This is a genomic window from Granulicatella sp. 572.rep1_STHE, from assembly GCF_001073445.1.
Classification (GTDB): domain Bacteria; phylum Bacillota; class Bacilli; order Lactobacillales; family Aerococcaceae; genus Granulicatella; species Granulicatella adiacens.
Genome location: NZ_JVBO01000045.1, coordinates 39,554 through 63,662 on the forward strand (window position 1 = coordinate 39,554; position 24,109 = coordinate 63,662).

A 24,109-nucleotide genomic window follows, 5' to 3' on the forward strand; every position below is an offset into this window, starting at 1 on the left:
GATAGAATACGCATGGATGTAAAAGAAAAGGAGTCTTAGACATGAAAGATTATAAAGAAATGAAAGAAATCGAAGTGCCACGTGCAACTGCAAAACGTTTGGCAATTTATCATCGTTATTTACGTTTCTTGCATGATGCAGGAAAACGTCGTATTTCATCAACTGAATTAAGTGAAGCTGTAAAAGTAGATAGCGCAACGATTCGTCGTGATTTTTCTTATTTTGGAGCTTTAGGAAAACGTGGATATGGATATGATGTAGAATACTTATTGGAATTCTTCAGCCATACGTTAAACCAAGATCGCTTAACAAATGTAGCTTTAGTAGGTGTTGGTAAATTAGGACAAGCGTTACTAAACTACAATTTCCACCAAAGCAATAATGTTCGAATCAGTGCAGCATTTGATGTGAACCCTGATATCGTCGGAACGATTCAAACAGGAGTTCCTGTGTATAGCATGGATGAAATGATTGAACAATTAAAAGTTCAACAAATTCAAGTAGCGATTCTAACCGTTCCTCAAGATGTGGCGCAAGATACAGCAGATCGTATTGTAGAAGCAAATGTTCGAGGCATTTTAAACTTCACACCAATTCGATTAAACGCTCCAGAAAACGTTCGAGTTCAAAACGTGGACTTAACAAACGAACTTCAAACACTGATTTATTTCCTCGATAATCAAAAATAGAAGATAGTGCATGATAGAAAAGCCTTTATAACAAGGTTTCTATTATGCCTATTTTTTTTAATTGTCTAGTATGTTTAGGTATGTGTTTAGATATTTTAAAACCCCACATAATTCGCAAACAATTTAGCACTATTTTCTGTTAAGTGTGTATAGATATTCATAGTAGTTTGAATATCAGAATGTCCTAACCGTTCTTGAACATCTTTCATAGGTACGCCACTTTCAAAAAAGTAAGCTATAATGAGTGTGCCTAAAACCATGAATAGAAATGATTTCGAACCCATTTTTAATACAATTTAATTTGTACTAAATCTTGACAAAGGACCAATTGTCTTTTTGCTGTAAATATTATACACTTGTAGTATTAGAATAAAAAGAAAAAAATATATTGAATATTAAGTCTTAAAAAGTACCGGCTTTACCTAAAAATATTTAAATATAAGGAGTGAGTATAAGATGGACTATGAAGAAATTAAACTAAATGTTTCCAATGATAAAATCAGCGAATACAAAGTTTTTTATGGAATAAAGCTGTATTCTGATGTTTTTACATCTGAAGACAAAAAGACATTGACCTCTAAAAGGATTTATAGTACTAAAAAGAAAAATTATGTTTACTATGAAAGAACAGATGTGAATTGGAATTATTGGAGTGATAAGAGAAAATATGATTCTAATTTTGATACAAATGAAATGAAACGAAATATCGTATTTGAGGTATCACAGGACTTAAATTCGTTTTCAAAGTACCTTGATGAAAAGATTATTAAAAAGCTCATACTGAAAGAAAAAAATGGAGAGATCGTAGAAAGATTGGATATATAGTACTGTATTTACTTATATTAATTATATAAGCAACCTTTTCAGGTTGATCTATAAGAAACTTGGATAATTATACTGTTACACTTTGTCGAAACGAGCTTGAAGCACTTTATAATAAGACAAATGTTCTTCTGGCATCTTAGCAGGTAGAACCTCTCATTTTAATTTGTACTAAATCTTGACATAGGACCAGTGCCTTTTTGTATAAAAATAAGAGTATTCAAAAAATGCGAAAATTCATGATATACTATACAAAACAAGTAGAACCTTTAAATGCATAAGGGGGCTGAAGAAAATGAAAAAGAAATTCAGTAGTGGAATGCTTGGAATCGTTGCGGTAATCGCGTTAATCATCGGTGGATTTGTAACGTTGAATCTGGTAAAGAAGCATGAAATGGTCACTTTAGTTCAAAGTGCGCAAGTGAAGGAATCGATTGAAAATCAATTAAAAGACTTAGACAACAAAGCGTTGGAAGAAGGCGGAGCTATTGAGTCTTATGAAATTGATGTAGAGTCTATTCAGCATAACCCTATGGGAGGAATATACTTTAAAATATACTTAAACTCCAATAAGAAATTAAGCATGAGTTTTAGTCTGACTAAAAATCTAAATACAGGACAGTTCGAACATTCCTCAACGGGATACTCAAAGGAAGTCTCAGACTTGATAAAAAATAAGCAGTAAGAAATGAGAACTTTTCGTACAAAGTAAGAATTAAAAACATAAAAAGCACTAATCGTTTGCGTTGATGCAGTGATTAGTGCTTTTCTTTTGGTTCTTTATCGTCTAGTGAATCCTCGTCATCGGGAAGTTTCTCGATGAGGTTGGCGAGTTTTTTCAACTCGTTATAGGTGCGAAGCATGTTGATACTTGTTACGATGCTTGTCGTTGCGAATAGACAGCAGAATAATGTGATAAAGTCAAATCCATTTCCAGGATAATGCGTCGTTGCTAGAAAGATAAAGAGGACGGCTAATATGATTTCAAAATATAGTTTTCTAAAGAAACTTTTTCGTGTCATCACAATCATCCTTTCTTGTCAAAATCTTACATAATTCTTGAGAAATAAGCAAGTATTTATTCTTGATTTTTCCTGACCAAATGAGTATTATAAAACTATGAGTTAGCACTCATGGTTTTCGAGTGCTAAAAAAGAGTAAGGAGGATTTTATATGTTAAAGCCTTTAAAAGATAGAGTTGTTATTCAAATGGTAGAGCAAGAAGAAAAAACTGCTGGGGGATTATTCCTACCAACCACTGCTCAAGAAAAATTACAATTTGCAAAAGTAATCGCGACAAGTGAATTCACTGCTGCAGAAGACCGTCAAGTGGCGGTTGGCGATAAAGTCGTATTCGAGAAATATTCAGGCACAGAAGTTAAATTGGATGGTCAAGAATATATCATCGTGAAAGAAAAAGACATTATCGCAATTGTTGAATAAAGGAGGATATCACAATGGTGAAAGATATTAAATTTGCAGAAGATGCAAGAAGTGCCATGCTTCGCGGTGTGGACGTTTTAGCAAACACAGTAAAAGTAACATTAGGACCAAAAGGACGTAATGTTGTATTAGAAAAAGCATTCGGGTCTCCGCTGATTACAAATGATGGGGTCACGATTGCTAAAGAAATCGAATTAGAAGATCATTTCGAAAATATGGGTGCAAAACTTGTGGCTGAAGTCGCATCCAAAACAAACGATATTGCCGGTGACGGTACAACAACAGCGACAGTTTTAACACAAGCCATCGTTCGTGAAGGATTGAAAAACGTAACAGCTGGCGCAAACCCAGTAGGCATCCGTCGAGGGATTGAACTTGCGACAAAAGCAGCGGTTGAAGAATTACACCGCATTTCTCGTCCAGTCGAATCAAAAGAAGCCATCGCACAAGTGGCGGCAATTTCTTCTGGTTCAGCTGAAGTTGGTGAATTAATCGCTGAAGCTATGGAAAAAGTGGGGAACGACGGCGTTATTACAATCGAAGAATCTAAAGGGATTGAAACAGAATTAGATGTTGTAGAAGGAATGCAATTTGACCGTGGTTACTTATCACAATACATGGTAACTGATAACGACAAGATGATTGCAACTTTAGATAATCCATTTATCTTAATCACAGATAAAAAAGTGTCAAACATCCAAGAAATCATTCCATTATTAGAACAAATCGTTCAACAAGGACGTGCGTTATTAATCATCGCGGATGACGTAGATGGAGAAGCTTTACCAACATTAGTATTAAACAAATTACGCGGAACATTTAACGTGGTAGCTGTAAAAGCTCCAGGATTCGGTGACCGTCGTAAAGCGATGTTAGAAGATATCGCTGTGTTAACAGGAGCTCAAGTCATTACAGAAGACCTTGGCTTAGAATTAAAAGACGCAACATTAGCGCAATTAGGGACAGCTGGTAAAGTTGTGGTTTCTAAAGATAGCACTACAATCGTGGAAGGTGCAGGTTCTAAAGACTTAATCGCGAACCGTGTTGCTTTAATTCGCGCACAAGCACAAGATACAACAAGTGATTTCGACCGTGAAAAATTACATGAACGTCTTGCTAAATTATCAGGTGGGGTTGCCGTAATTAAAGTCGGTGCCGCTACTGAAACAGAATTAAAAGAGAAAAAACTTCGCATTGAAGATGCCTTAAACGCCACTCGCGCAGCGGTTGAAGAAGGAATCGTTTCAGGTGGGGGAACCGCTCTTGTGAACGTTCAAAAAGTAGTAGATGCTCTTGAATTAGAAGGCGACTTAGCGACAGGTGCGAAAATCGTATCTCGTTCATTAGAAGAACCATTACGTCAAATCGCAGAAAATGCTGGTCTTGAAGGTTCAGTCATTGTTGCTCGTTTGAAATCTGAAGAAAAAGGCATTGGATACAATGCTGCTACAGATGAATGGGTAAACATGATTGAAGCAGGTATTGTTGACCCAACGAAAGTAACACGTTCTGCACTACAAAATGCTGCATCTGTTTCAGCATTATTATTAACAACAGAAGCTGTGGTAGCTGACAAACCAGCTCCAGTAGCACCACCAATGCCAGGAATGGATCCAGGCATGGGTATGATGTAAACTAAGGACGAGGGGTGAAATTTTTTCACCCCTCTTTTTCTTTTTGGAATAAAACACCGAAAGGTGCTTACTAAAAAATGAACTTCGTTCAAAACTTCGAACCCTCGAGGATTTCTCTATAGTATATGCAATGAGGCACCGGCTTGAGCCGAAGTCTCAAGCTCTTTCAAGATTCAAATGGACTCTAAAAAATAAATTTTTAAGAGTCCATAATTCACTTTGAATGCTTACTCCCATTGCCAATACTATGGAATCCTCGGGGTTCTCCGTTTTGAACACTTTTGTTGAGTTGTTATATAAAAAGAGGAAGGAATAGAGAGGGTAGAAAAAACTTCGAACATTGAAGGATTTACTGCTACTATAAAATCCTTCGGGTTCTCTGTTTTGAACAATTTTTTTGGTAACACTTATAAAAAAGAGGATGGAATAGAGAAGGCGAGTTATGCTACGAACCCTCGAGGATTTCTCTATAGTATATGCAACGAGGCACGGGCTTGAGCCTGTAGTTTCTCACCTCAAAAGCTTTAAAAGGAACTTACGGAGATGCTAGTCACAATGGTTGACGGGGGCGTACATTTTTGCTAAAATAGTCGTGTTGTAATTGTGAAGCACCACAGCTACAACCGCTCGGATTAGAGTACAAAAGACCGGAATCGGCACTTTAAACTGGCGAGTCTTAGTCTAAAATATAGGAGGTGCAATATGTACGCAATCGTAAAAACTGGTGGAAAACAAGTTAAAGTTGAAGTTGGTCAAGCAATCTACGTTGAAAAATTAAACGCAGAAGCTGGCGACAAAGTAACTTTCGAAGAAGTAGTATTTGTAGGTGGAGATGACGTTAAAGTTGGTGCTCCATTCGTAGCAGGTGCAACTGTTGAAGGAACTGTTGAAAAACAAGGCCGTCAAAAGAAAGTTGTAACTTTCAAATACAAACGTCGTAAAGACTCACACCGTAAACAAGGTCACCGTCAACCTTATACAAAAGTTGTTATTGACGCAATCAACGCTTAATCACGATGATTCAAGTGACTGTACACAAAAAGAACCAGCGAATTGTTTCCTTTGAAATGACTGGACATGCAAACTATAGTGAACATGGTTCGGATATCGTTTGCGCAGGGGTATCGGCTCTGGCCATTACAACTGTGAACAGCATTGAAAAGTTAGCAGGATATCAACCGATTGTCGAAGTTGACGAGGTTGAAGGTGGTTACTTATATATGGAAGTTGTAGAGGACTTGACGAAAGACCAAGAACATACAACTCAAATTTTATTAAATAGTCTATTACTAGGGTTAGAAGATATTCAATCGGAATATCAAAACTTTCTAGCTGTAACTGTTGCATAATCAATCAAGGAGGTGCACAACTATGTTAAAAGTGAATTTACAATTATTCGCCCATAAAAAAGGGGGCGGTTCTACATCAAACGGACGTGACTCACAAGCAAAACGTTTAGGTGCTAAACGTGCTGATGGACAATTCGTTTCAGGTGGTTCAATCTTATTCCGCCAACGTGGAACAAAAATCCATCCAGGTGAAAACGTAGGTAGAGGTGGAGACGATACTTTATTTGCTAAAGTTGACGGAATCGTACGTTTCGAACGTAAAGGCCGTGACAAAAAACAAGTATCTGTTTATCCAGTAGTTGCTGCTGAATAATAATGAGTAGGATGTGACATTCAGTCACATCCTTTTTTTTAGGAAATTTGAGAAGTGACAAAACTACTGCGAACTTTCCAGATTTCTCTATAATTGCTATACTAGCTGTATCGGAGGAAGCCTTGTGTCTTCCTTCCTCTCAAGCTTCAAACTGACTCTAGGAAATGAATTTCCAGAGTCAATCATTCACATTGAGTACATCGCTAGTATTGCTATTATAGAATCTGAACGTTCTGCGTAGTTTTGTTAGCAAAAAATGTGAATGAACCTATTTCATATTATTCAAAGCAGAGAAACTCTTAAAAATAGAAGGAGGGATTTTTATCGAAGCGGGAAAAGAAATTCAAGCATTCGAGGAATTGGCAAAAGCAGTAGAGCTGCTTCATCAAGAAATCGGCTATTCGAATGTAGAAGCGCTAGGGGAAACCTTACAAAATATTGTCAATGACAACACTGCGCAACAAGTCGAAGGCCTGCCAAGTAACGAAGTGGTCCAAGAATTTAACAAAGCGTATAAACAATTAGATTTAGCAAGTTATTCGAGTGAAGAAATTCGCCGGATGATTCAATTCGCGTTCTTGAAAGCTGCTAAAGAAGATGGCTTACAAACCAACCATCAAATGACTCCAGATGCGATTGGCTTACTCGTAGCGTATATGATTGACCAAATGACGAAGAAAGATAAGACGCTACAAATTGCGGACTTTGCGGCAGGAAGTGGGAACTTACTAAGTACAATTTTGTTATTCCTACAATCTGCTGGTAAAACAGCCCAAGGGACGGCTATTGATAATGATGAAGTGCTTGTGCATTTAGCTTTACAAGCCTTCGCATTAGAACAATTGGATGTGAAGACTTCCTTGCAAGATGGATTACAAGATTTACTTGTGGATCCACAAGACTTCGTAGTGAGTGATTTGCCGATTGGATATTATCCAGTCGATGCCAATGCCGCTCGTTTTGAGACAAAAAATGAAGAAGGTCATTCTTTTGCCCATCATTTACTCATCGAACAGCATATTCGTTATTTGAAGGAAGCTGGAATCGGATTGTTCATCGTTCCGACAAATCTATTTGAGACTGTCGAAGGGGAAACGTTACTGGCTTACTTGCAAAAGGAAACATATGTACAAGCAATGCTCTCATTCCCACGCAATTTATTTAAAGATGTGCAGTTTAGTAAGTCTTTACTCATTGTACAAAAACGAGGGAAATCTGCTAAACAAGTGAGCCAAGTCCTTCTAGGGGATATCCCAGAATTTAAAAACAGAGAAAAATTCAGAAAATTCACTCTAACATTCGAAAAATGGGCACAAGAAATGTTATAATGAATCCGTTAGACCCAGATGCGGGCTTAATTTTAAATTAAAGGAGAATGTGCATGTCAAAATCAATCGCGATTAATGCAGGAAGTTCAAGCTTGAAATTCCAATTATTTAATATGCCACAAGAAGAAGTGGTTGCTAAAGGGTTAGTAGAACGTATCGGATTAGGAGATTCAATCTTCTCAATCAGTTATGGAGACGACCAAAAATTTGAAGTGGTAGAAGATATTCCAAACCACGAAGTTGCGGTAGAAAAATTATTAGAACAATTAGTAGCTTTAAACATTATTTCTTCATTCGATGAAATCACTGGTGTGGGTCACCGTGTCGTTGCCGGAGGAGAATTATTCAAAGATTCAGCTTTAGTAGATGACACTGTTATCCAACAAGTAGAAGACTTAGCAGAATTTGCTCCATTACACAACAAAGCAGAAGCGGTAGGAATGCGCGCATTCAAACACATCTTACCAGACATTACAAGTGTTGCTGTATTCGATACTTCATTCCATACAACAATGCCTAAAAAAGCTTATTTATACAGCATTCCAATGGAATACTACAAAAACTTCAAAGCTCGTAAATACGGAGCTCACGGAACAAGCCACCGCTATGTTTCATGCCGTGCTGCTGAATTATTAGGTAAACCAGTTGAAGAATTAAAGATCATCACTTGCCACTTAGGAAACGGTGCTTCAATTACTGCGGTTGATGGCGGAAAATCTGTAGATACATCTATGGGATTCACTCCATTAGCAGGGGTTACAATGGGTACTCGTTCTGGTGATATCGATGCTTCATTAGTAGCATTCTTAATGAACAAATTAAACATTACAGACGTTAATGAAATGGTTGACATCTTAAACAAAAAATCAGGTCTATTAGGCCTTTCAGGTGTATCAAGCGATATGCGTGACGTTGAAGCCGCAAGTGCAACAAACGAAGATGCTAAAGTTGCAGTAGAAATCTTCGTTGACCGCGTTCAAAAATACATTGGACAATATGTTGCTGTTATGAACGGTGTGGACGCTATCGTCTTCACTGCTGGTATCGGTGAAAACTCTAAATCAATTCGTTCTCGTATCATCAATGGTTTAACTTGGTTCGGTTGCGATATCGATCCTGAGCGTAACGATACTCGTTCAGAAGCAATCATTTCTTCTGAAGGTGCGAAAGTTACAGTATTAAACATCCCAACTAATGAAGAGGTTGAGATTGCGCGAGACATCGAACGTTTACGCAAATAATAATACAAACCGAAGGTTTGAAGAGAAACTTCTAAATCCTTGGATTTGTTTATAGTAGTGATTGTAGGAGACCGGCTCGAGCCTGTAGTCTCTTGCCTATCGAATTCAAAGAGCCCCATGGCGGAACATCCGCTGTGGGGCTCTATTTCATTTCGATTCTTATTCCCTACTATCCCTACTATAAAATCCAAGGTTTATCCGTTTCTCTTCAAAGGTGCAGATGATTGCGTAAATCCTTCTCAGTAGAATACGAGACAGGTGCTTTTGGAGATGATTGCGTAAATCCTCCTCATTGAGTACGCGACAAGTGCTTTTGAAGTTAGGTGTAAATCCTTCTCAGTTAACTAAGAGAAAAGTGCTTTTGAGGAAAATGGAAAAATATTTGAATTAAAGGGGTTCTATATTTTTTTAAGAGGGGTGGAAAATTCCATTAACCTTAAAAAAATATGGAACCTTTTTATGCTGTAAGCAAAGTATTTCTTATTTTAAAGCCATTTGTACTAAAATGGGACTGTTAGTGTTTTTGAAGATTTGGTGAAAATAATTTATTTTATGTAATGATTCATTGAATTTTTTGGAAATAGTTTCACTTATTTAAAGTGAACGAATCACATATATATTTTATTCGGGAACGGGGGAACTGGATTGAATCGTAAAAGGTAGGATGAGAATCAGGGGTGTTGATTCGATGGGGATTTTTTTAAAATAGTTTAGAAATGGGAGGAAATCACTTGAAAAGCTATAAAGAAATGTTAGGGAAAAAAGAAAAATTTTCGATTAGAAAAACCACTTTAGGTGTTTTTTCAGTCATGATTGGGGCAAATCTATTACTTCTTCCGGGAGTTGCTGCGGATGAAGTGCCTTCAGAACAAGTTACGCCAACGACTTCAGCTAGCGAAACGACAGAAATGGAATTTAGAGAATCCGTTGCCAGACCAGAACCTGGCGAATCTTTAAACGATCAACCAAATCAAGGTCGACCAAATTTTGAACCAGTAAGTCCGAAAGATCAGGAGAAAGATCGTACGAATACTCCTCGTGTTCCTGAAGATAACCGGGAACATCCAGAGTCCAATGAGTATACAAATGTAGGGGTAAGTGATCCTCGAAATGTAGAGGTAAAAGGAGCCACTAAACGGCTTGTTTTGAATGATATTCCAAATAGCGGATTATCAAGTTCTTATTATAACGCCATCGAAAAAGCAAAAAAAGCTGGATTTGAAATTGAATATACCGATCGCATTGTCGGACGTTCCGATGATATTTCGGGAGAATCTTCATATGAAGCTAATATCATTGAAAATTTCATTGAAAATAATCAAGAAAGACTAAAGAATTATAAAAAGAATCGCATTTCAAATCGTCTACAGTATGAACGTGAATCGAAAGAACATGAATATGCTACGGAAGATTTTCAAAGTTACCAATTCGAAGGAAACGACCTACGACAAGCTGTGAACAATCAAACGGTGATTCGCGGGTATGAATACGGGGCTAAAACCATCGTGTCCGCCTCAGAATATTATCCTGCAGAAGCTGTAAAATATATTAATAGTTTAGACGAATTGAGCTTTAAAAATATGCAAACAACGACGAATGCTCCAGAAGAACATTCGAATGGACAAGTGGCGGTTCTAAAACAAGGGCAACCCGTCACCGTTTCTGAACGAGGATTGGAAGGTACGTATTTAACCGTTGATGGAGAACGCAAGCAAGTGACTCGAATGGATCATGAGTATACATTGGTTAGCTCCCCTTACGAAGAGCAAAAAGCGTTACTTTGGATTAAAAATGTAGGTGGAAAACTGAGTGTGACAGCTGGGGCAGACCGTGCAACAGATAAGCCTTTAACGATTAATGTGAAGATTCGTTACTACGATGAAAATGGACACGAAATTGTAAATAATACAGGAAGTAATTTATATGCGATTAGTGATTTAACGCACGGTACCAGTCGTAAAGTTTTAGACAGCTATACCCCTACTGGATTAGTGGCGCGTATTCAATACAATGATCAAATTGAAGATCAATATATGAACTATTCTCAAGCGTACACGTCACAATGGAGCGTCTATCGTCGAGACGAAAATCAAAAGGTAACGTTCCACCGAGTGCAAGGATGGACGGAAACACATACACCAATCTTAGGCGATGAAATAACAGAAGAAGTCATTCCGGAAACAGATGCTCAAGGAGTCGTTAAAGGCCATTATCATATTAGTAGAGATAAGGGATATGAGCATGTCGTTTATGTTCCAATATTTAATTATGAACAAATAGACGAAAAGAAATCTGTGACAATCGGGGCAGAAGATGAAATTGTTCCAATTCCAGGGTCTTCTATTACACGCCAAGGAAATGAATTATATTCAGTTGGCGATAATATGTATGTGGAAAATGGATCTCATTTCCACTATGCAGGCGATAGTCTTGACAAATACGGATGGCAGAATAGCCGAAGAACCAAGTATTACGGAACGGTAGCAGTCGCAAGCAAAACGAATCAATTTACTTTCAGCACGACCTTTGGGAAAACTGGAGAATATGTCTCAATGGATCTAAACTACGATACATTAGATGTTCCAACGCCTGAAGGGGATGAAACAGATCCCGATGAATTGATTAATGTTCCGAAAGTACAAACAACAAGATGGATTGCGGAAGTTCCTAATAAGGTCTTGAAAAAGACAGAATACCATCAACATATCACTTATGCGGATGATACAGGTCGAGAAATTGCGCCAAGTAATGTACAGACGTTCACTAAATTAAAAGTAGAAGATCTAGAACATCATTCTAGCTCTGATTACTATTTTGATGGACTATTAACAAAAGCTGAACAGGAAGAATTATATCGAAATTTCCATGAAAATGGGGAGTTATTTGTTACTCGAAACGGAGAGCGAGTCAATGCGAAAGAGAGTAATGATGTGTATGAATATTATAATTATCGTCCGAACAGCGAAGGAGTATTAGAACGGGTAGGAGAAAAACGTCAGATTGTTGGCTTAGTGACAAAAGAAGTTCCTCATCCAAGAGTATCTGGATGGAAACCGACTCGTTGGAAATCAGCCTATCCATTTTATGGGGTAACGAATGCGTACTGGCGTGAGTCAGCGAATTTGATGGAAGATTATAAGAAAAAGATTCCTGCACAATGGACTGGAAAAAATGTTGAAGTCGCAGGTGGAGAAGGTGTTGAAATGGGTGATGGAAGTCAAACGGTTCTATACCATGTTATTTACACTCAATCAACAGAAAGAGAGTCTACTCGCTTTGTTACTGTTCAAGACGGCACTGAAGTAGAAATTTCTCCAACGCTTGAAGGCGTGCACGAAGCTCCAGCCTTCTTACAAGGTGAAAAATACCATTATAATGGCATTACGACTACAGTTTCTGGGGTGACCACGCATTACTATGATTTAGTAACAGGCGATAAACCTCCAGTTGAGCCAAACCAAAAAGAAGAAAAAGCGGTAACGCGCTTTGTAACGCTTCAAAATGAACAAGAAGTCGAAGTAGCTGAAACGGTCGAAGGAACTCAACCAGCTCCAACGTTCTTACAAGGAGAGAAATATCACTTCAATAAACAGACGAAAACGGAAAATGGGATTACCACTCACTACTATGATTTAGTAACAGGTGATAAACCTCCAGTTGAACCGAACCAAAAAGAAGAAAAAGCGGTAACGCGCTTTGTAACGCTTCAAGACTCACAAGAAGTGGAAGTAGCCGAAACTGTCGAAGGCACACAAGCTGCGCCAACGTTCTTACAAGGTGAAAAATACTACTTCAATAAACAAACGAAGACAGAAGACGGCATTACGACGCATTACTATGATTTAGTAACGGGAGACAAACCAGCTGTTGAGCCAAACCAAAAAGAGGAAAAAGCGGTGACCCGTTTTGTGACGCTTCAAGGCACACAAGAAGTGGAAGTAGCACCAACTGTCGAAGGCACACAAGCTGCGCCAACGTTCTTACAAGGTGAAAAATACTACTTCAATAAACAAACGAAGACAGAAGACGGCATTACGACGCACTACTATGATTTAGTAACAGGTGACAAGCCGGCTGTTGAACCAAACCAAAAAGAGGAAAAAGCGGTGACACGCTTTGTGACGCTTCAAGACTCACAAGAGATAGAAGTAGCGCCAACTGTTGAAGGAACTCAACCAGCGCCAACGTTCTTACAAGGCGAAAAATATTTCTTCAGTAAGAAGACAAAGACGGAAGATGGCATCACGACCCACTACTATGATTTAGTAACGGGAGAGAAGCCAGCTGTTGAGCCAAACCAAAAAGAGGAAAAAGCGGTGACCCGTTTTGTGACGCTTCAAGGCACACAAGAAGTGGAAGTAGCACCAACCGTTGAAGGCACTCAAGCTGCGCCAACGTTCTTACAAGGAGAGAAATATCACTTCAATAAACAAACGAAGACGGAAGATGGTATTACGACGCACTATTATGATTTAGTAACAGGAGAGAAGCCTACTGGTGACCCGAATGAATCTTCTCCAAAAATCGTGACGCGTTTTGTAACGATTGAAAACGAACAAGAAGTAGAAGTAGCACCAACTGTTGAAGGAACTCAACCAGCACCAACGTTCTTACAAGGCGAGAAGTACTACTTCAGTAAGAAGACGAAGACAGAAGACGGCATCACCACTCATTACTATGATTTAGTGTTAGGGGCTAAGCCTTTAGAAGATCCAAATCGTAAAGAAGAGTTGAAAATCACTCGTTTCGTGACGATTGAGAACAATCAAGAAGTAGAAATTGCGGAAACGGTCGTAGGAACGAAACCAGCTCCAACCTTCTTACAGGGTGAAAAATACTACTTTACGAAACAAACAAAAGTAGAAGATGGGATTACAACTCATTACTACGAATTAGTCGTAGGTGAAAAGCCAAAAGATGCGCCAAGTGTAGAGTTACCGGAGGGTGTGATTGGTGAGGTGCCAAATGATGCGCCAAGCTATGATCTTCCGGAGTTAACACTGCCACAAGATCCAGACAAAGTAGAAGAGGAAGTTCCTAAAGCTGAACTTCCACGAACAAGTGCCCAAGATTTACAAGTATTCAATTTATTTGGATGGGCAATTGGACTTTCTGCTTTTGGACTCGTGTTTAAACGCTCTAAAAAGACAAATCAATAATAGAATTCCCATAGGTTAGGCTCGTTTCTAACTTATGGGGTTCTTTTATTCTACGAGAAATTGGGCTAAAACTTTACATCAATTGTAACGAACGTTCAGAACCTTTATAATAGGAATAAATCACTTTTAAGGAGCACTTATGTCACAAGGAGTTATTATTAAAGCGCTGAGTGGATTTTATTACATTGAATCCGATGGAATGATTTATCAAACTCGTGCGCGTGGAGTTTTCCGCAAAAGAGGACAATCGCCTCTAGTAGGAGACGTGGTTGAATTTGAAAGTAGTAATCTTCAAGAGGGAACGCTCACGAAAATCCTACCACGAAAAAACACAATAGTCCGACCACCTGTAGCCAATGTCGATGTTGGCATTATTGTGATGTCTGCGGTTGAACCAGAATTTTCAACGCATCTCGTGGATCGCTTCCTCGTATACCTTGAAGGATTACAGGTGCATCCAATCATCATGGTTACTAAGACCGATTTGTTAACAGCGCAAGGTTTAGAAAAGCTTGAGGACATCCGGAAACAGTATCAAAAAATCGGATACCCTGTCTTTTTTGGACAAGAAGTGATGAAAGATAAGACGCAATTTTTGGAAGCTTTGAAAGGTCAGAAAGTGATTTTTCTTGGACAATCTGGAGTAGGGAAATCAACGCTTCTTAATGAGATGATTCCAGATTTAAACCAAGAAACGGGAGAAATCTCGAATGCGTTAGGGCGTGGACGCCATACGACTCGTCATGTATCGCTTCATGAAATCGAAGGCGTGTGGATTGCGGATACTCCGGGATTCAGCACGGTTGATTTTATGGGGATTGAGAAGGAAGATTTACCACATTTATTCCCAGAGTTTGTCGAAGTAGAACATGAATGTAAATTCAGAGAATGTTCGCACCAACATGAACCGAATTGCGCCGTGATTGCAGCAGTGGAATCAGGAGACATTTGGCAAGAGAGATACGACCATTATTTGAATTTTTATGAAGAACTGGATCAAAGAAAACCAGTATATAAACGAAAAAAATAGTCAGAGGAGACAGAACATGAAAGTAGCACCATCCATTTTAAGCGCAAATTTTGCAACATTAGGAGAAGACGTTAAAAAAGTCGAAAAATTAGGAGCAGACTGGATTCATATCGATGCGATGGACGGACAATTCGTGCCAAACCTAACATTAGGACCAAACATCGTTGAAGGATTACGCCCTGTAACAGATTTAGTATTAGACTGTCATTTAATGGTCCAAAATCCTGAACGTTTCATTCCGCAATTCGCAAAAGCAGGAGCAGACTATATCTCTGTTCATGTGGAAGCAACACCACATATCCACCGCGCGCTTCAAGCGATTAAAGCTGAAGGCGTAAAAGCCGGTGTCGTAATCAACCCAGGAACACCCGTTAGTGCCATCTCTGCAGTCTTAAGCGAAGTGGACCTAGTATTAGTGATGACGGTTAACCCAGGTTTCGGAGGACAATCATTCATTCCAGAAACATTAGATAAAGTCCGCGAATTAGTCGCATTACGCGAAGCAAAAGGCTACCACTACTTAATCGAAGTGGACGGCGGAGTGAACGGCGAAACAGCGAAACTTTGCGCTGCAGCAGGGGTAGACGTTGCCGTTGCCGGTTCATATGTTTACTACGCAGACGATATCAAAGCTGCGATTGACTCAATTAAAGAAGCATAAGAGGGACGAAGATGGAAGTTGTGATTGTCTTGGGAGGACCCAACACCAAAGAGGATATCAAGGCGCTCTTAGAAAATCGATACGGCAAATCTTATGAAGACTTCCGTTTTGTCGGCGTCGACGGTGGCGCTCTACGTTTACTAGATCAGTATCTTCCCATGGAAGTAGCGATTGGGGATTTTGATTCTGTCACTAAAGAACAGCGCGACTTGATTCATGAAGCAGCAGGTACTATTGTCCAGCTCCCTTCTGAAAAAGACGATACGGATTTTGAGGCAGCCTTGTTATGGGTGAAGGAGCATTACGAAGGTATACCGATTCATGTACTCGGTTCTTTTGGCGGACGAGTGGACCACGCAATTAGTACCTTGTGGACGATGATGCGACCAGATTTAGCACCGCTGATTCCATATGTGGTATTCGAGGATGCAACGAATGTCGTGAATTTCATTCAGCCAGGCACGTACACGATTGAAAAGATGGACTTTACGAAGTACCTTTCCTTTATTAGTATGACTCCTGTGGAAAATTTAACTCTACAAAATGTTAAATACACCCTCGATTCAAAAAGCTACGAATACCCAGTGGCACTTGTCAGCAATGAATTTACAGCAGACAAGATGACCATTTCCTTTGCAAAAGGACTTATCCTAGTCGCCCAAACCCGAGATCATTGGAGATAAGATAAAATATCGCACAATTAGGATGAATTACTTACACCAAAAAAGAAAAAATAATTAAATCCTTCGCTTGTAGAGCTGGGAATTTATAATTTGTCGAGGAGGAAACATGAATTTTAATAGGATGATTCCTGAATTGTCAGTTTTTGATATTGAACGGACTAAAAAATTTTATAGAGAATTAGGATTTAAAATTGAATATGAACGTACTGAAGATAAATTTGTTTTCATGTCATTTCAAGATAGTCAGTTTATGTTTGAACAAATTCACGATGATGGTTGGAATATAGGTGAACTAGTATATCCATTAGGAAGAGGAATAAATTTTTCAATAGCTGTTGATGATATTGAAGAGCTTTATAAATTAGTGAATAATTTGAATATAGAATTATACAGAGAACTAACTAGAAACATATATCAAGTTAATGGGATAGAAGAAATGCAAATAGAGTTTTTAATACAAGATCCAAATGGGTATTTGTTGAGATTTACAAATTAACAAATACCAGTTTCAATGGTTGCAGAGGATAAAGCAACATATAATATAAAATAGAACAAAACATCGCACTGTTTCGTGCGATGTTTTTTCACAATCTTAGTTGAAATTCCAAAATTCACTTATAAGTGAATTTTGGAATTTTTTCGTTCACCGTTGTTTTCAATAATAGAGCCTCTATCATCCTTATTTTTAAGCTTTTTGTAGCGGATAAAACCTCAACAGACGGATAAATTTACAAATAATGAAAATAGATTTCTTTCCTTTGAGACTGCTTCAAACCTCTATCTTATAACCTTTTCACAAACTCCATTTTTTTGAAAAATAAATCAAAAAAATGCACACCCACCTAACTCCATGAGAAGCACCACCCATGGTCCCTTGGTTTCCTGGCATTAATCTCAGGTAAAGTAGAGTTGAAAAGAGTGGCGGATCCTAACTCTTTGGTTTATAAGAGGCTTGAAAAGAGCGAAAACTTCTAGAGACAGAAAAAGATATTTGAGGAAATAGCGGTTAGTGTAATGAATAAGTAACCAATGTGAATTATCAAGGCTTAGCGACTTGTCGCTTAGCCTTGGTTTGAAGCTTGGTAGGCGAGGAGACTTTAGGCTCCTGCCGGTACCATTACACTAAATTCCGCTATGCATTCCTTCAAATATCTTTGAATGTCTTTTAGCAGTTTCATTTATCTTTTCAAGCCTTCGGCTTATTTATTTTTAGAAAAACAAAAAGAGCTTAGGGATATCGCCTAAGCTCTTTTTAATAGTGCTCTGTATTAAACACGTTCTACTTTACCTGATTTTAATGCACGAGTTGAAACCCATACTTTTTTAGGTTTGCCGTCGATTAAAACACGAACTTTTTGTAAGTTTGGTTTCCAAGTACGGCGGTTAGCGTTCATAGCGTGAGAACGAGTGTTACCTGTTTCAGAACGACGTCCAGTGAAATAACATACTTTAGCCATTTTCATTCTCCTCCTTTATTTAATTCATTATCAGCTGATATAATTTTGAACTAAATCATATACTTAAATAATTTAGCATAGTTGAAGTAAGATTGCAAGTGAGTCGGTTATAGAGATTAACCCCTTTTTAAAAATTGATAAAAAGCTAGGTAATCGTGTAGGAATGTGATATTATAGTATAGAAATAATGTGTCAATCTGTCTAAAAATAGGCAGAAACCTTTATACATTCAATGGGAGGTATTCGTATGACAGTAAAAATTCAAACAGAAAATGGACAAATTGAACTGAGCAATGAAGTCATTGCAACGGTTGTTGGTGGAGCTGCAACAGACAACTATGGGGTCGTTGGGATGGCTAGCCGCAATCAAATTCGTGATAACTTAAATGATATCTTGAAGAAAGAAAACTTTTCTCGTGGCGTAGTAATCCGTCAAGAAGATGAAGGCGTTGCGGTTGATGTTTACATTATTGTTGGATACGGTACTAAAATTTCTGCGATTTGTAGAAATGTACAAGAACAAGTGAAATACAACTTAGAAACAATGTTAGGATTCTCTGCGAATACAGTGAATGTATATGTTCAAGGAGTTAAAATCATCGAAGCGTAATGCTTGTTGATTCTAGTCAGGAGGAAGTAAGAAAAATATGGCAACTATGAAAACTATTACGGCTCAAGATTTCCGCGCAATGGTAGAAATCGGTGAAATGCGTTTATCTGAAAATGCAGAATTCGTAAACTCATTAAACGTATTCCCAGTACCAGATGGAGACACAGGAACAAATATGATGCTCTCTTTCAAATCGGGTGCGGAGCGTGTTGCAAACTCTACAGCAACAACTGTAGGGGACTTAGCACAAGATTTAGCAAAAGGATTATTAATGGGTGCTCGTGGGAACTCAGGAGTTATCTTATCTCAATTATTCCGTGGATTCTCTAAAGCGGTTGTTGGGAAAGAGGTTATCACTGGTGAAGAATTAGCCCAAGCATTTACAAACGGTGTGGAAACAGCTTATAAAGCCGTTATGAAACCTGTTGAAGGAACCATCCTTACTGTTGCTCGTGAATCTGCAAAACGTGGTGTTCGCAAACTAGAAACTTCAAACGACATCATCGAAGTAATGGGTTCAGTGTTACGTGGAGCTGAAAAATCTTTAGCAAAAACTCCAGATTTACTACCAGTATTAAAAGAAGTAGGCGTAGTGGATTCAGGCGGTCAAGGTTTAGTATTCATTTACAACGGATTCTTCGAAGCATTAACAGGGGAAGCCGTTCCAGTTCAATCATTACAAAGCAATAAAATCGATTTAACTTCAGTGGCTCACCACGAATCAGGCGTTGACTACGAACATGTGTCAACTGGCGACATCAAATTCGGTTACTGTACTGAAATCATGGTGAAAATCGGTGAAGGTGAAACAGTCGTAGATACTTTTGACTACGATACTTTCCGTAACTACTTAAACGAACTTGGAGATTCTCTATTAGTAGTAGCAGACGATGAAATCATCAAAGTACACGTGCATACAGAGCGTCCAGGTGAAGTGATGAACTACGGACAACGCTTCGGTTCATTAATGAAAGTGAAAGTAGACAACATGCGTCTCCAACACGAAGAAGTGCTAAAAACAGACTACACTGCAAAGGTAAAAGAAGCAGCGCAAAAACAAAAAGCAGAATACGGAATCGTAGCGGTTGCTGCAGGTGAAGGTGTTCAAGAATTATTCAAGAGCATGGGTGTAACAACGATCATCAACGGTGGTCAAACCATGAACCCAAGTACGGAAGATATTCTTCAAGCTGTAAAAGAAGCGCATGCTGAAAAAGTCATCGTATTACCAAACAACAAAAACATTCAAATGGCTGCAAACCAAGCGGCTGAAGTATCAGAAGATGCTGCCGTTGCCGTTGTTGCAACTCGTACTATTTCAGAAGGATTAGCTTCATTATTAGCCTTCAACCCAGAAGCAAGCTTAGAAGATAACCAAGCTGCAATGAGCGAACAAATGGCGCTTGTATCAAGTGGTCAAATCACAAATGCAGTTCGCGATACAAACATTGATGGCGTTGAAATTAAAAAAGACGACTTCATGGGGATTGTTGACGGCAAGATTTTAGTAAGTATTGCGGACCGTAAGGAAGCAACTCTTGCGACAATCGAGAAGATGATCGACGACGATTCAGAGATCCTAACAATCATCTATGGTGAAGACGCAGACGCAAGCGAAGTGGAAGAAATCACTGAAGCTGTAGAAGCGAAATACCCTGATGTTGAGGTTGAAGTTCACGAAGGAAATCAACCAGTATACACTTACTTATTATCTGTTGAATAATAAAAAGAAAATTAAAAAGAGTACTAATATCCTTCCGGATTACTTTGAATCCTTGCGGATTTATCCATAAAAACTATAATGGGGCACCGGTTCGAGCCGAAGTCTCTCACCTTTAAAGCCTCAAAGAGGGCGTAGGGAATGAAATTCCTTACGCCCTCTTATTCGTTTTAATGCGATTCCCCATTACAGTTATTATGGAATCCGCATGATTCTCCGTAATCCTCAAGGATCTCTATTCAACAATAAGTAAGTGTACTGGTTGGTTTTCGTGCTCAAGTCAGGGTATTTCGCTGGGCAGCTAGTGCTTTCTAAATTTCGCTTGCGTCTGAGTCTTCACTCGCCTCCAAATGGGAAAAAGGGAACTGAGTGAGTGCTCCTCAAAAATCGTGGTGCTGCAAGGGCAAGCTCTGTATTTGGTGGGACGCACATATAAAATCACTGCACTGTAAAGGTTGAGGAGAGAGGAAGGAAAGTTGAAGGAGCGAAGATTCTTTTGGGCTTTACTCGATGTAGACTGGGAAGACTGCACTTTGTGGAATGCACATCCAAACTCCCTGCACTGTAACAGTCAAGGAGGGAGGAAGGAAAGTTGAAGGAGTGAAGATTCTTTAGGATTTCATCGGAATCACAGTACCGAGGAAGCAACCAATGTGAATTAGCGAGGTTTAGGGATTTATTCCTTAGCCTCGCTTTGAAGCTTGGTAACCCTGAGACGAAGACTCAGGGAGGTGCCGGATTTGTGATACCGATGAATAAATCCTAAAGAGAATCTTCACGACTGTTATACCTTTCCTTCCTCTTGACGATTAAACGGGACTTGAATTACACTTATTAAAGTAGAAAGGATGTGATTGGATGAGTGAAGTCTTTCAAAGTGTGCAAGTCTTGCCGGGCGTTGGACCAAAACGATTAGAGCCATTAGCAGAACTTGGCATCGAGACGGTCTATGACCTATTAACGCATTTTCCGTTTCGTTATGAAGATATTCAAATTCGTGATGTGCAAACAATCATGGATCAAGAGAAAGTTACACTAAAAGGGCTTGTGGCGACGCAACCGGTTGTGAGCTACTACGGCTTCAAGAAGAACCGTTTGGCGTTTCGCATGGCGATTGACCAGCAAGTCATCCAAGTTGCGTTCTTTAATCAACCATATTTAAAAGATAAAGTCGTTCAAGGCGAAGAGATTGCCATATACGGAAAATGGGATGCGAAGAGAACGACCTTGATGGGGATGAAAATTTTATCGAACCGAAATGTGGAGGATGAAGAAGGAGACCAAGTTGAGGCGGTTTATCGCACGAATAAATCGTTGAAACAGGCGACGATTCTCAAACTCGTTCAAACGGCGATGGAGCGTTTTGAAGATAAAATTCCAGAAGTATTGCCAGAAGAGTTGACGGCGTCGCACCACTTGATTGGGCACCGTGACGCTGTACGGGCGATGCATTTTCCAAAAGATGAACTGGAAAGACAGAGTGCGCAATACCAACTCGTCTACCAAGAGCTCTTCCTATATCAACTGCGCTTGCAATGGATGCGTCAGAAGCGCCACCAGCAAACAAAAGGGCAAGCGGTGCTGTATGATAATGCCGCACTGAAGGCGTTTATTCAGACGTTGCCGTTTGAACTCACCGATGGGCAAAAGAAAGTCGTGAATGAGATTTGCTTTGACTTGCGTGCGCCTTATGAGATGAATCGTCTCTTGCAAGGGGATGTAGGGAGCGGGAAGACGATTGTAGCGACGATTGCCATGGTCGCAACGGCTCTGACAGGCAAGCAAGCAGCCCTCATGGTTCCTACAGAAATATTGGCAGAACAACATATGCTGACGATTGAAAAACTCCTTCAAGGGACAGATTTGAAATCCGTTCTGTTAACCGGAAGTATGAATCGTTCGCAGAAGAAGCGAAAAGAGTTACTCGCAACGATTGAGAGTGGGGAGGCAAACCTTGTAATCGGGACACATGCCTTGTTCCAACAAGATGTGAACTTTAAAGACTTAGCTTTTGTCGTGATCGACGAACAGCATCGCTTCGGGGTGCAGCAACGTCAGGCGCTCGCTGGAAAAGGTGCAGGCGTGAACGTGCTTCAAATGACGGCAACGCCAATTCCTAGAACACTTGCGATTACGGCCTTTGGGGAAATGGATATATCTATCCTTGGGGAGATTCCTCGTGGTCGTCAGCCAATCAAAACGACTTGGGTTCGTGAGCAAGAAATGGAACAAATTTTTGACTTCGTGGAGCGACAAATTCAAAAAGGGCGCCAAGCCTATATGATTTCACCTTTAATCGAAGAGTCGGAACATCTTGATGTGCAAAACGCCGAAGAGATTTACCGCATGATTTCAGCGCATTTCTCAGACCGCGTCAAAGTGGGACTCCTGCACGGGAAAATGCCAGCTGACGAAAAAGAAGCGGTGATGGCGGACTTCAAAGCCAATAAACTACAAGTGCTCGTCTCTACAACGGTCATCGAAGTTGGGGTGGACGTGCCAAATGCTACGGTGATGGTCATTCTGGATGCGGACCGATTTGGATTAGCGCAACTACATCAATTGCGTGGACGTGTTGGTCGTGGACAACATGCTTCAACGTGTATTCTAGTGGCAAGTCCAAAAACCGAAAATGGGAAAGAGCGCATGCGCATTATGTGCGAGTCGACAGATGGATTTTATCTCAGTCAAAAAGACTTGGAACTACGCGGTTCTGGGGATGTATTTGGCGTGAAACAGTCCGGTATTCCAGACTTTAAGATTGCCGATTTAATACGAGATTATGATATACTAGAACAAGCACGTAAAGATGCAATCCTTTATGCCTCGGAAGATCCAGCAGGAGAAAAAGCCGAGACGAAACGCATGAAGGCATTTATCGAACAAACAACGAAAGAAATCAATGGATAACTTCATGGCCACGTGGCTAGAAGAGGAGGAACAACAATGGTAAGAATTGCAGTAGACGCGATGGGTGGAGATAACGCTCCTAAAGAAATCGTCCAAGGGGTCGTCCTTGCAGCAAAGGAAATGCCAACTGTCGAGTTTCAATTATATGGAGACGAAGCAAAAGTGAATGCATGCTTGGAGGAATCCCTTCCAAATATTCGTGTGATTCACTGTTCAGAAAAAATCAACTCTGATGACGAACCGGTTAAAGCGATTCGTTCGAAGAAAGATGCTTCAATGGTCGTTGCAGCTAAAGCAGTCAAAGAAGGAGAAGCAGATGCGCTCTTCTCTTGCGGAAATACAGGGGCTCTTCTAACGGCTGGTTTATTAGTGGTTGGCCGTATTAAAGGAATCGACCGTCCAGGACTGATGCCAGTGTTGCCTGTTCTTGGAAAAGACAACCGTCAATTTATTATGATGGACGTAGGTGCGAACGCGGAATGTAAACCGAAAAATGTTCACCAATTCGGTATTCTAGGAAGCTATTATTCAAAATACGTTCTTGGTTACGAAAACCCAACAGTCGGCTTATTAAATAATGGAGCTGAAGAAGGAAAAGGGAACGAACTCGCAAAAGAAGTTTACGGACTCTTGAAAGAAGATGATAGCTTAAACTTCGTTGGGAACGTGGAAGCTCGTGACATCTTAACAGGTGCTGCGGATGTCGTGGTGACAGACGGATTTACTGGAAACGCCGTATTGAAAACAATCGAAGGAACAGCGCTTGCGATGATGGGTCTTCTAAAAGAAGGAATCAAGGGGCAAGGAATCCAAGGAAAACTTGGAGCGCTCTTACTCAAGAATACCTTCTACGGATTAAAGAATACATTGGACTACTCACAATTTGGGGGTGCGGTGCTCTTTGGTCTTAAAGGAGCAGTTGTGAAATCACACGGTTCTTCAAAATCAGACAGCGTGTACCATGCCATGAAACAAATCGACACAATCGTATCCAGTGGAGTTATCAACGACTTAGTAGCTCACTTTGAACAAACAGCGGAATAAAGAATGAAGCTCTCTT

The 24,109-nt window shown here is 39.6% G+C and carries 21 protein-coding genes, 1 pseudogene and 1 other annotated feature; of the genes and pseudogenes, 19 read left to right on the forward strand and 3 right to left on the reverse strand.

Annotated features, from left to right (window positions below; all coding sequences use genetic code 11):
* Nucleotides 1-59: 59 nt before the first annotated feature.
* Nucleotides 60-689, forward strand: a complete 630-nt coding sequence (locus ADH99_RS09630; RefSeq protein WP_039849269.1) for a redox-sensing transcriptional repressor Rex — start codon at nucleotides 60-62, stop codon at nucleotides 687-689.
* A 95-nt stretch (nucleotides 690-784) separates the two neighbouring features.
* Here the strand turns inward: ADH99_RS09630 and ADH99_RS09635 are convergent.
* Nucleotides 785-962: pseudogene (locus tag ADH99_RS09635) on the reverse strand (tyrosine-type recombinase/integrase); the annotation flags it as partial.
* Nucleotides 963-1,145: 183 nt separating this feature from the next.
* On the opposite strand from ADH99_RS09635, the gene ADH99_RS09640 reads away from it, so the two are divergent.
* Nucleotides 1,146-1,514, forward strand: coding sequence for an EXLDI protein (locus tag ADH99_RS09640; RefSeq protein ID WP_005607275.1), 369 nt, complete (start codon nucleotides 1,146-1,148; stop codon nucleotides 1,512-1,514).
* Nucleotides 1,515-1,806: 292 nt separating this feature from the next.
* On the forward strand, nucleotides 1,807-2,196 hold the full coding sequence (locus tag ADH99_RS09645) for a DUF1310 family protein (protein ID WP_005607274.1): 390 nt from the start codon (nucleotides 1,807-1,809) through the stop codon (nucleotides 2,194-2,196).
* A 73-nt stretch (nucleotides 2,197-2,269) separates the two neighbouring features.
* Here the strand turns inward: ADH99_RS09645 and ADH99_RS09650 are convergent, their stop codons facing one another.
* On the reverse strand, nucleotides 2,270-2,533 hold the full coding sequence (locus ADH99_RS09650; protein WP_039849205.1) for a hypothetical protein: 264 nt from the start codon (nucleotides 2,531-2,533) through the stop codon (nucleotides 2,270-2,272).
* 151 nt (nucleotides 2,534-2,684) lie between these two features.
* On the opposite strand from ADH99_RS09650, the gene ADH99_RS09655 reads away from it, so the two are divergent.
* From ADH99_RS09655 to ADH99_RS09710, 12 genes are all read left to right on the forward strand, one after another.
* Nucleotides 2,685-2,954 carry a co-chaperone GroES gene (locus ADH99_RS09655; RefSeq protein ID WP_005607270.1) on the forward strand — a complete coding sequence of 90 codons (270 nt, stop codon included), beginning with the start codon at nucleotides 2,685-2,687 and terminating at the stop codon, nucleotides 2,952-2,954.
* A gap of 14 nt (nucleotides 2,955-2,968) precedes the next feature.
* On the forward strand, nucleotides 2,969-4,588 hold the full coding sequence (groL, locus tag ADH99_RS09660; protein ID WP_049554368.1) for a chaperonin GroEL: 1,620 nt from the start codon (nucleotides 2,969-2,971) through the stop codon (nucleotides 4,586-4,588).
* A 611-nt stretch (nucleotides 4,589-5,199) separates the two neighbouring features.
* Nucleotides 5,200-5,275: a sequence feature (ribosomal protein L21 leader region), on the forward strand.
* A gap of 15 nt (nucleotides 5,276-5,290) precedes the next feature.
* Nucleotides 5,291-5,599, forward strand: a complete 309-nt coding sequence (rplU, locus tag ADH99_RS09665; protein WP_005607264.1) for a 50S ribosomal protein L21 — start codon at nucleotides 5,291-5,293, stop codon at nucleotides 5,597-5,599.
* Nucleotides 5,600-5,604: 5 nt separating this feature from the next.
* Complete coding sequence (locus ADH99_RS09670) at nucleotides 5,605-5,937, forward strand: ribosomal-processing cysteine protease Prp (RefSeq protein WP_049554369.1); 333 nt, start codon at nucleotides 5,605-5,607, stop codon at nucleotides 5,935-5,937.
* 22 nt (nucleotides 5,938-5,959) lie between these two features.
* Nucleotides 5,960-6,250 (forward strand): 50S ribosomal protein L27, encoded by a 291-nt coding sequence (rpmA, locus tag ADH99_RS09675; RefSeq protein ID WP_005607260.1) that lies wholly within the window; start codon nucleotides 5,960-5,962, stop codon nucleotides 6,248-6,250.
* A gap of 359 nt (nucleotides 6,251-6,609) precedes the next feature.
* A complete protein-coding gene (locus ADH99_RS09680) occupies nucleotides 6,610-7,578 on the forward strand; it encodes a class I SAM-dependent methyltransferase (RefSeq protein WP_049554370.1) in 969 nt (322 codons plus the stop codon).
* A gap of 53 nt (nucleotides 7,579-7,631) precedes the next feature.
* Nucleotides 7,632-8,819 carry an acetate/propionate family kinase gene (locus ADH99_RS09685; protein ID WP_049554371.1) on the forward strand — a complete coding sequence of 396 codons (1,188 nt, stop codon included), beginning with the start codon at nucleotides 7,632-7,634 and terminating at the stop codon, nucleotides 8,817-8,819.
* A 731-nt stretch (nucleotides 8,820-9,550) separates the two neighbouring features.
* A complete protein-coding gene (locus ADH99_RS09690) occupies nucleotides 9,551-13,978 on the forward strand; it encodes a GbpC/Spa domain-containing protein (protein WP_049555941.1) in 4,428 nt (1,475 codons plus the stop codon).
* Between the two features lie 139 nt (nucleotides 13,979-14,117).
* The gene (rsgA, locus tag ADH99_RS09695; protein WP_049554503.1) at nucleotides 14,118-15,008 is read left to right on the forward strand and encodes a ribosome small subunit-dependent GTPase A; all 891 of its coding nucleotides are present in this window, start codon (nucleotides 14,118-14,120) and stop codon (nucleotides 15,006-15,008) included.
* A 16-nt stretch (nucleotides 15,009-15,024) separates the two neighbouring features.
* The gene (gene rpe / locus ADH99_RS09700) at nucleotides 15,025-15,669 is read left to right on the forward strand and encodes a ribulose-phosphate 3-epimerase (protein ID WP_049554502.1); all 645 of its coding nucleotides are present in this window, start codon (nucleotides 15,025-15,027) and stop codon (nucleotides 15,667-15,669) included.
* A gap of 11 nt (nucleotides 15,670-15,680) precedes the next feature.
* Nucleotides 15,681-16,352: a thiamine diphosphokinase gene (locus ADH99_RS09705; RefSeq protein ID WP_049554501.1), complete on the forward strand. Its 672-nt coding sequence runs from the start codon at nucleotides 15,681-15,683 to the stop codon at nucleotides 16,350-16,352.
* 106 nt (nucleotides 16,353-16,458) lie between these two features.
* Nucleotides 16,459-16,848 carry a bleomycin resistance protein gene (locus ADH99_RS09710; protein ID WP_005607249.1) on the forward strand — a complete coding sequence of 130 codons (390 nt, stop codon included), beginning with the start codon at nucleotides 16,459-16,461 and terminating at the stop codon, nucleotides 16,846-16,848.
* A 772-nt stretch (nucleotides 16,849-17,620) separates the two neighbouring features.
* Here ADH99_RS09710 and rpmB read toward each other — a convergent pair.
* Nucleotides 17,621-17,809, reverse strand: coding sequence for a 50S ribosomal protein L28 (gene rpmB / locus ADH99_RS09715; RefSeq protein WP_006703478.1), 189 nt, complete (start codon nucleotides 17,807-17,809; stop codon nucleotides 17,621-17,623).
* A gap of 247 nt (nucleotides 17,810-18,056) precedes the next feature.
* Between rpmB and ADH99_RS09720 the strand changes: the two genes are divergently transcribed.
* The 4 genes from ADH99_RS09720 (at nucleotide 18,057) to plsX (ending at nucleotide 24,093) form a co-directional block, all read left to right on the forward strand.
* Nucleotides 18,057-18,419, forward strand: coding sequence for an Asp23/Gls24 family envelope stress response protein (locus tag ADH99_RS09720; RefSeq protein ID WP_039849201.1), 363 nt, complete (start codon nucleotides 18,057-18,059; stop codon nucleotides 18,417-18,419).
* A 37-nt stretch (nucleotides 18,420-18,456) separates the two neighbouring features.
* Nucleotides 18,457-20,142, forward strand: a complete 1,686-nt coding sequence (locus ADH99_RS09725) for a DAK2 domain-containing protein (protein ID WP_152903670.1) — start codon at nucleotides 18,457-18,459, stop codon at nucleotides 20,140-20,142.
* A gap of 855 nt (nucleotides 20,143-20,997) precedes the next feature.
* Nucleotides 20,998-23,049 (forward strand): ATP-dependent DNA helicase RecG, encoded by a 2,052-nt coding sequence (recG, locus tag ADH99_RS09730; RefSeq protein WP_049554500.1) that lies wholly within the window; start codon nucleotides 20,998-21,000, stop codon nucleotides 23,047-23,049.
* 36 nt (nucleotides 23,050-23,085) lie between these two features.
* The gene (gene plsX / locus ADH99_RS09735) at nucleotides 23,086-24,093 is read left to right on the forward strand and encodes a phosphate acyltransferase PlsX (RefSeq protein ID WP_049554499.1); all 1,008 of its coding nucleotides are present in this window, start codon (nucleotides 23,086-23,088) and stop codon (nucleotides 24,091-24,093) included.
* Nucleotides 24,094-24,109 lie beyond the last annotated feature (16 nt).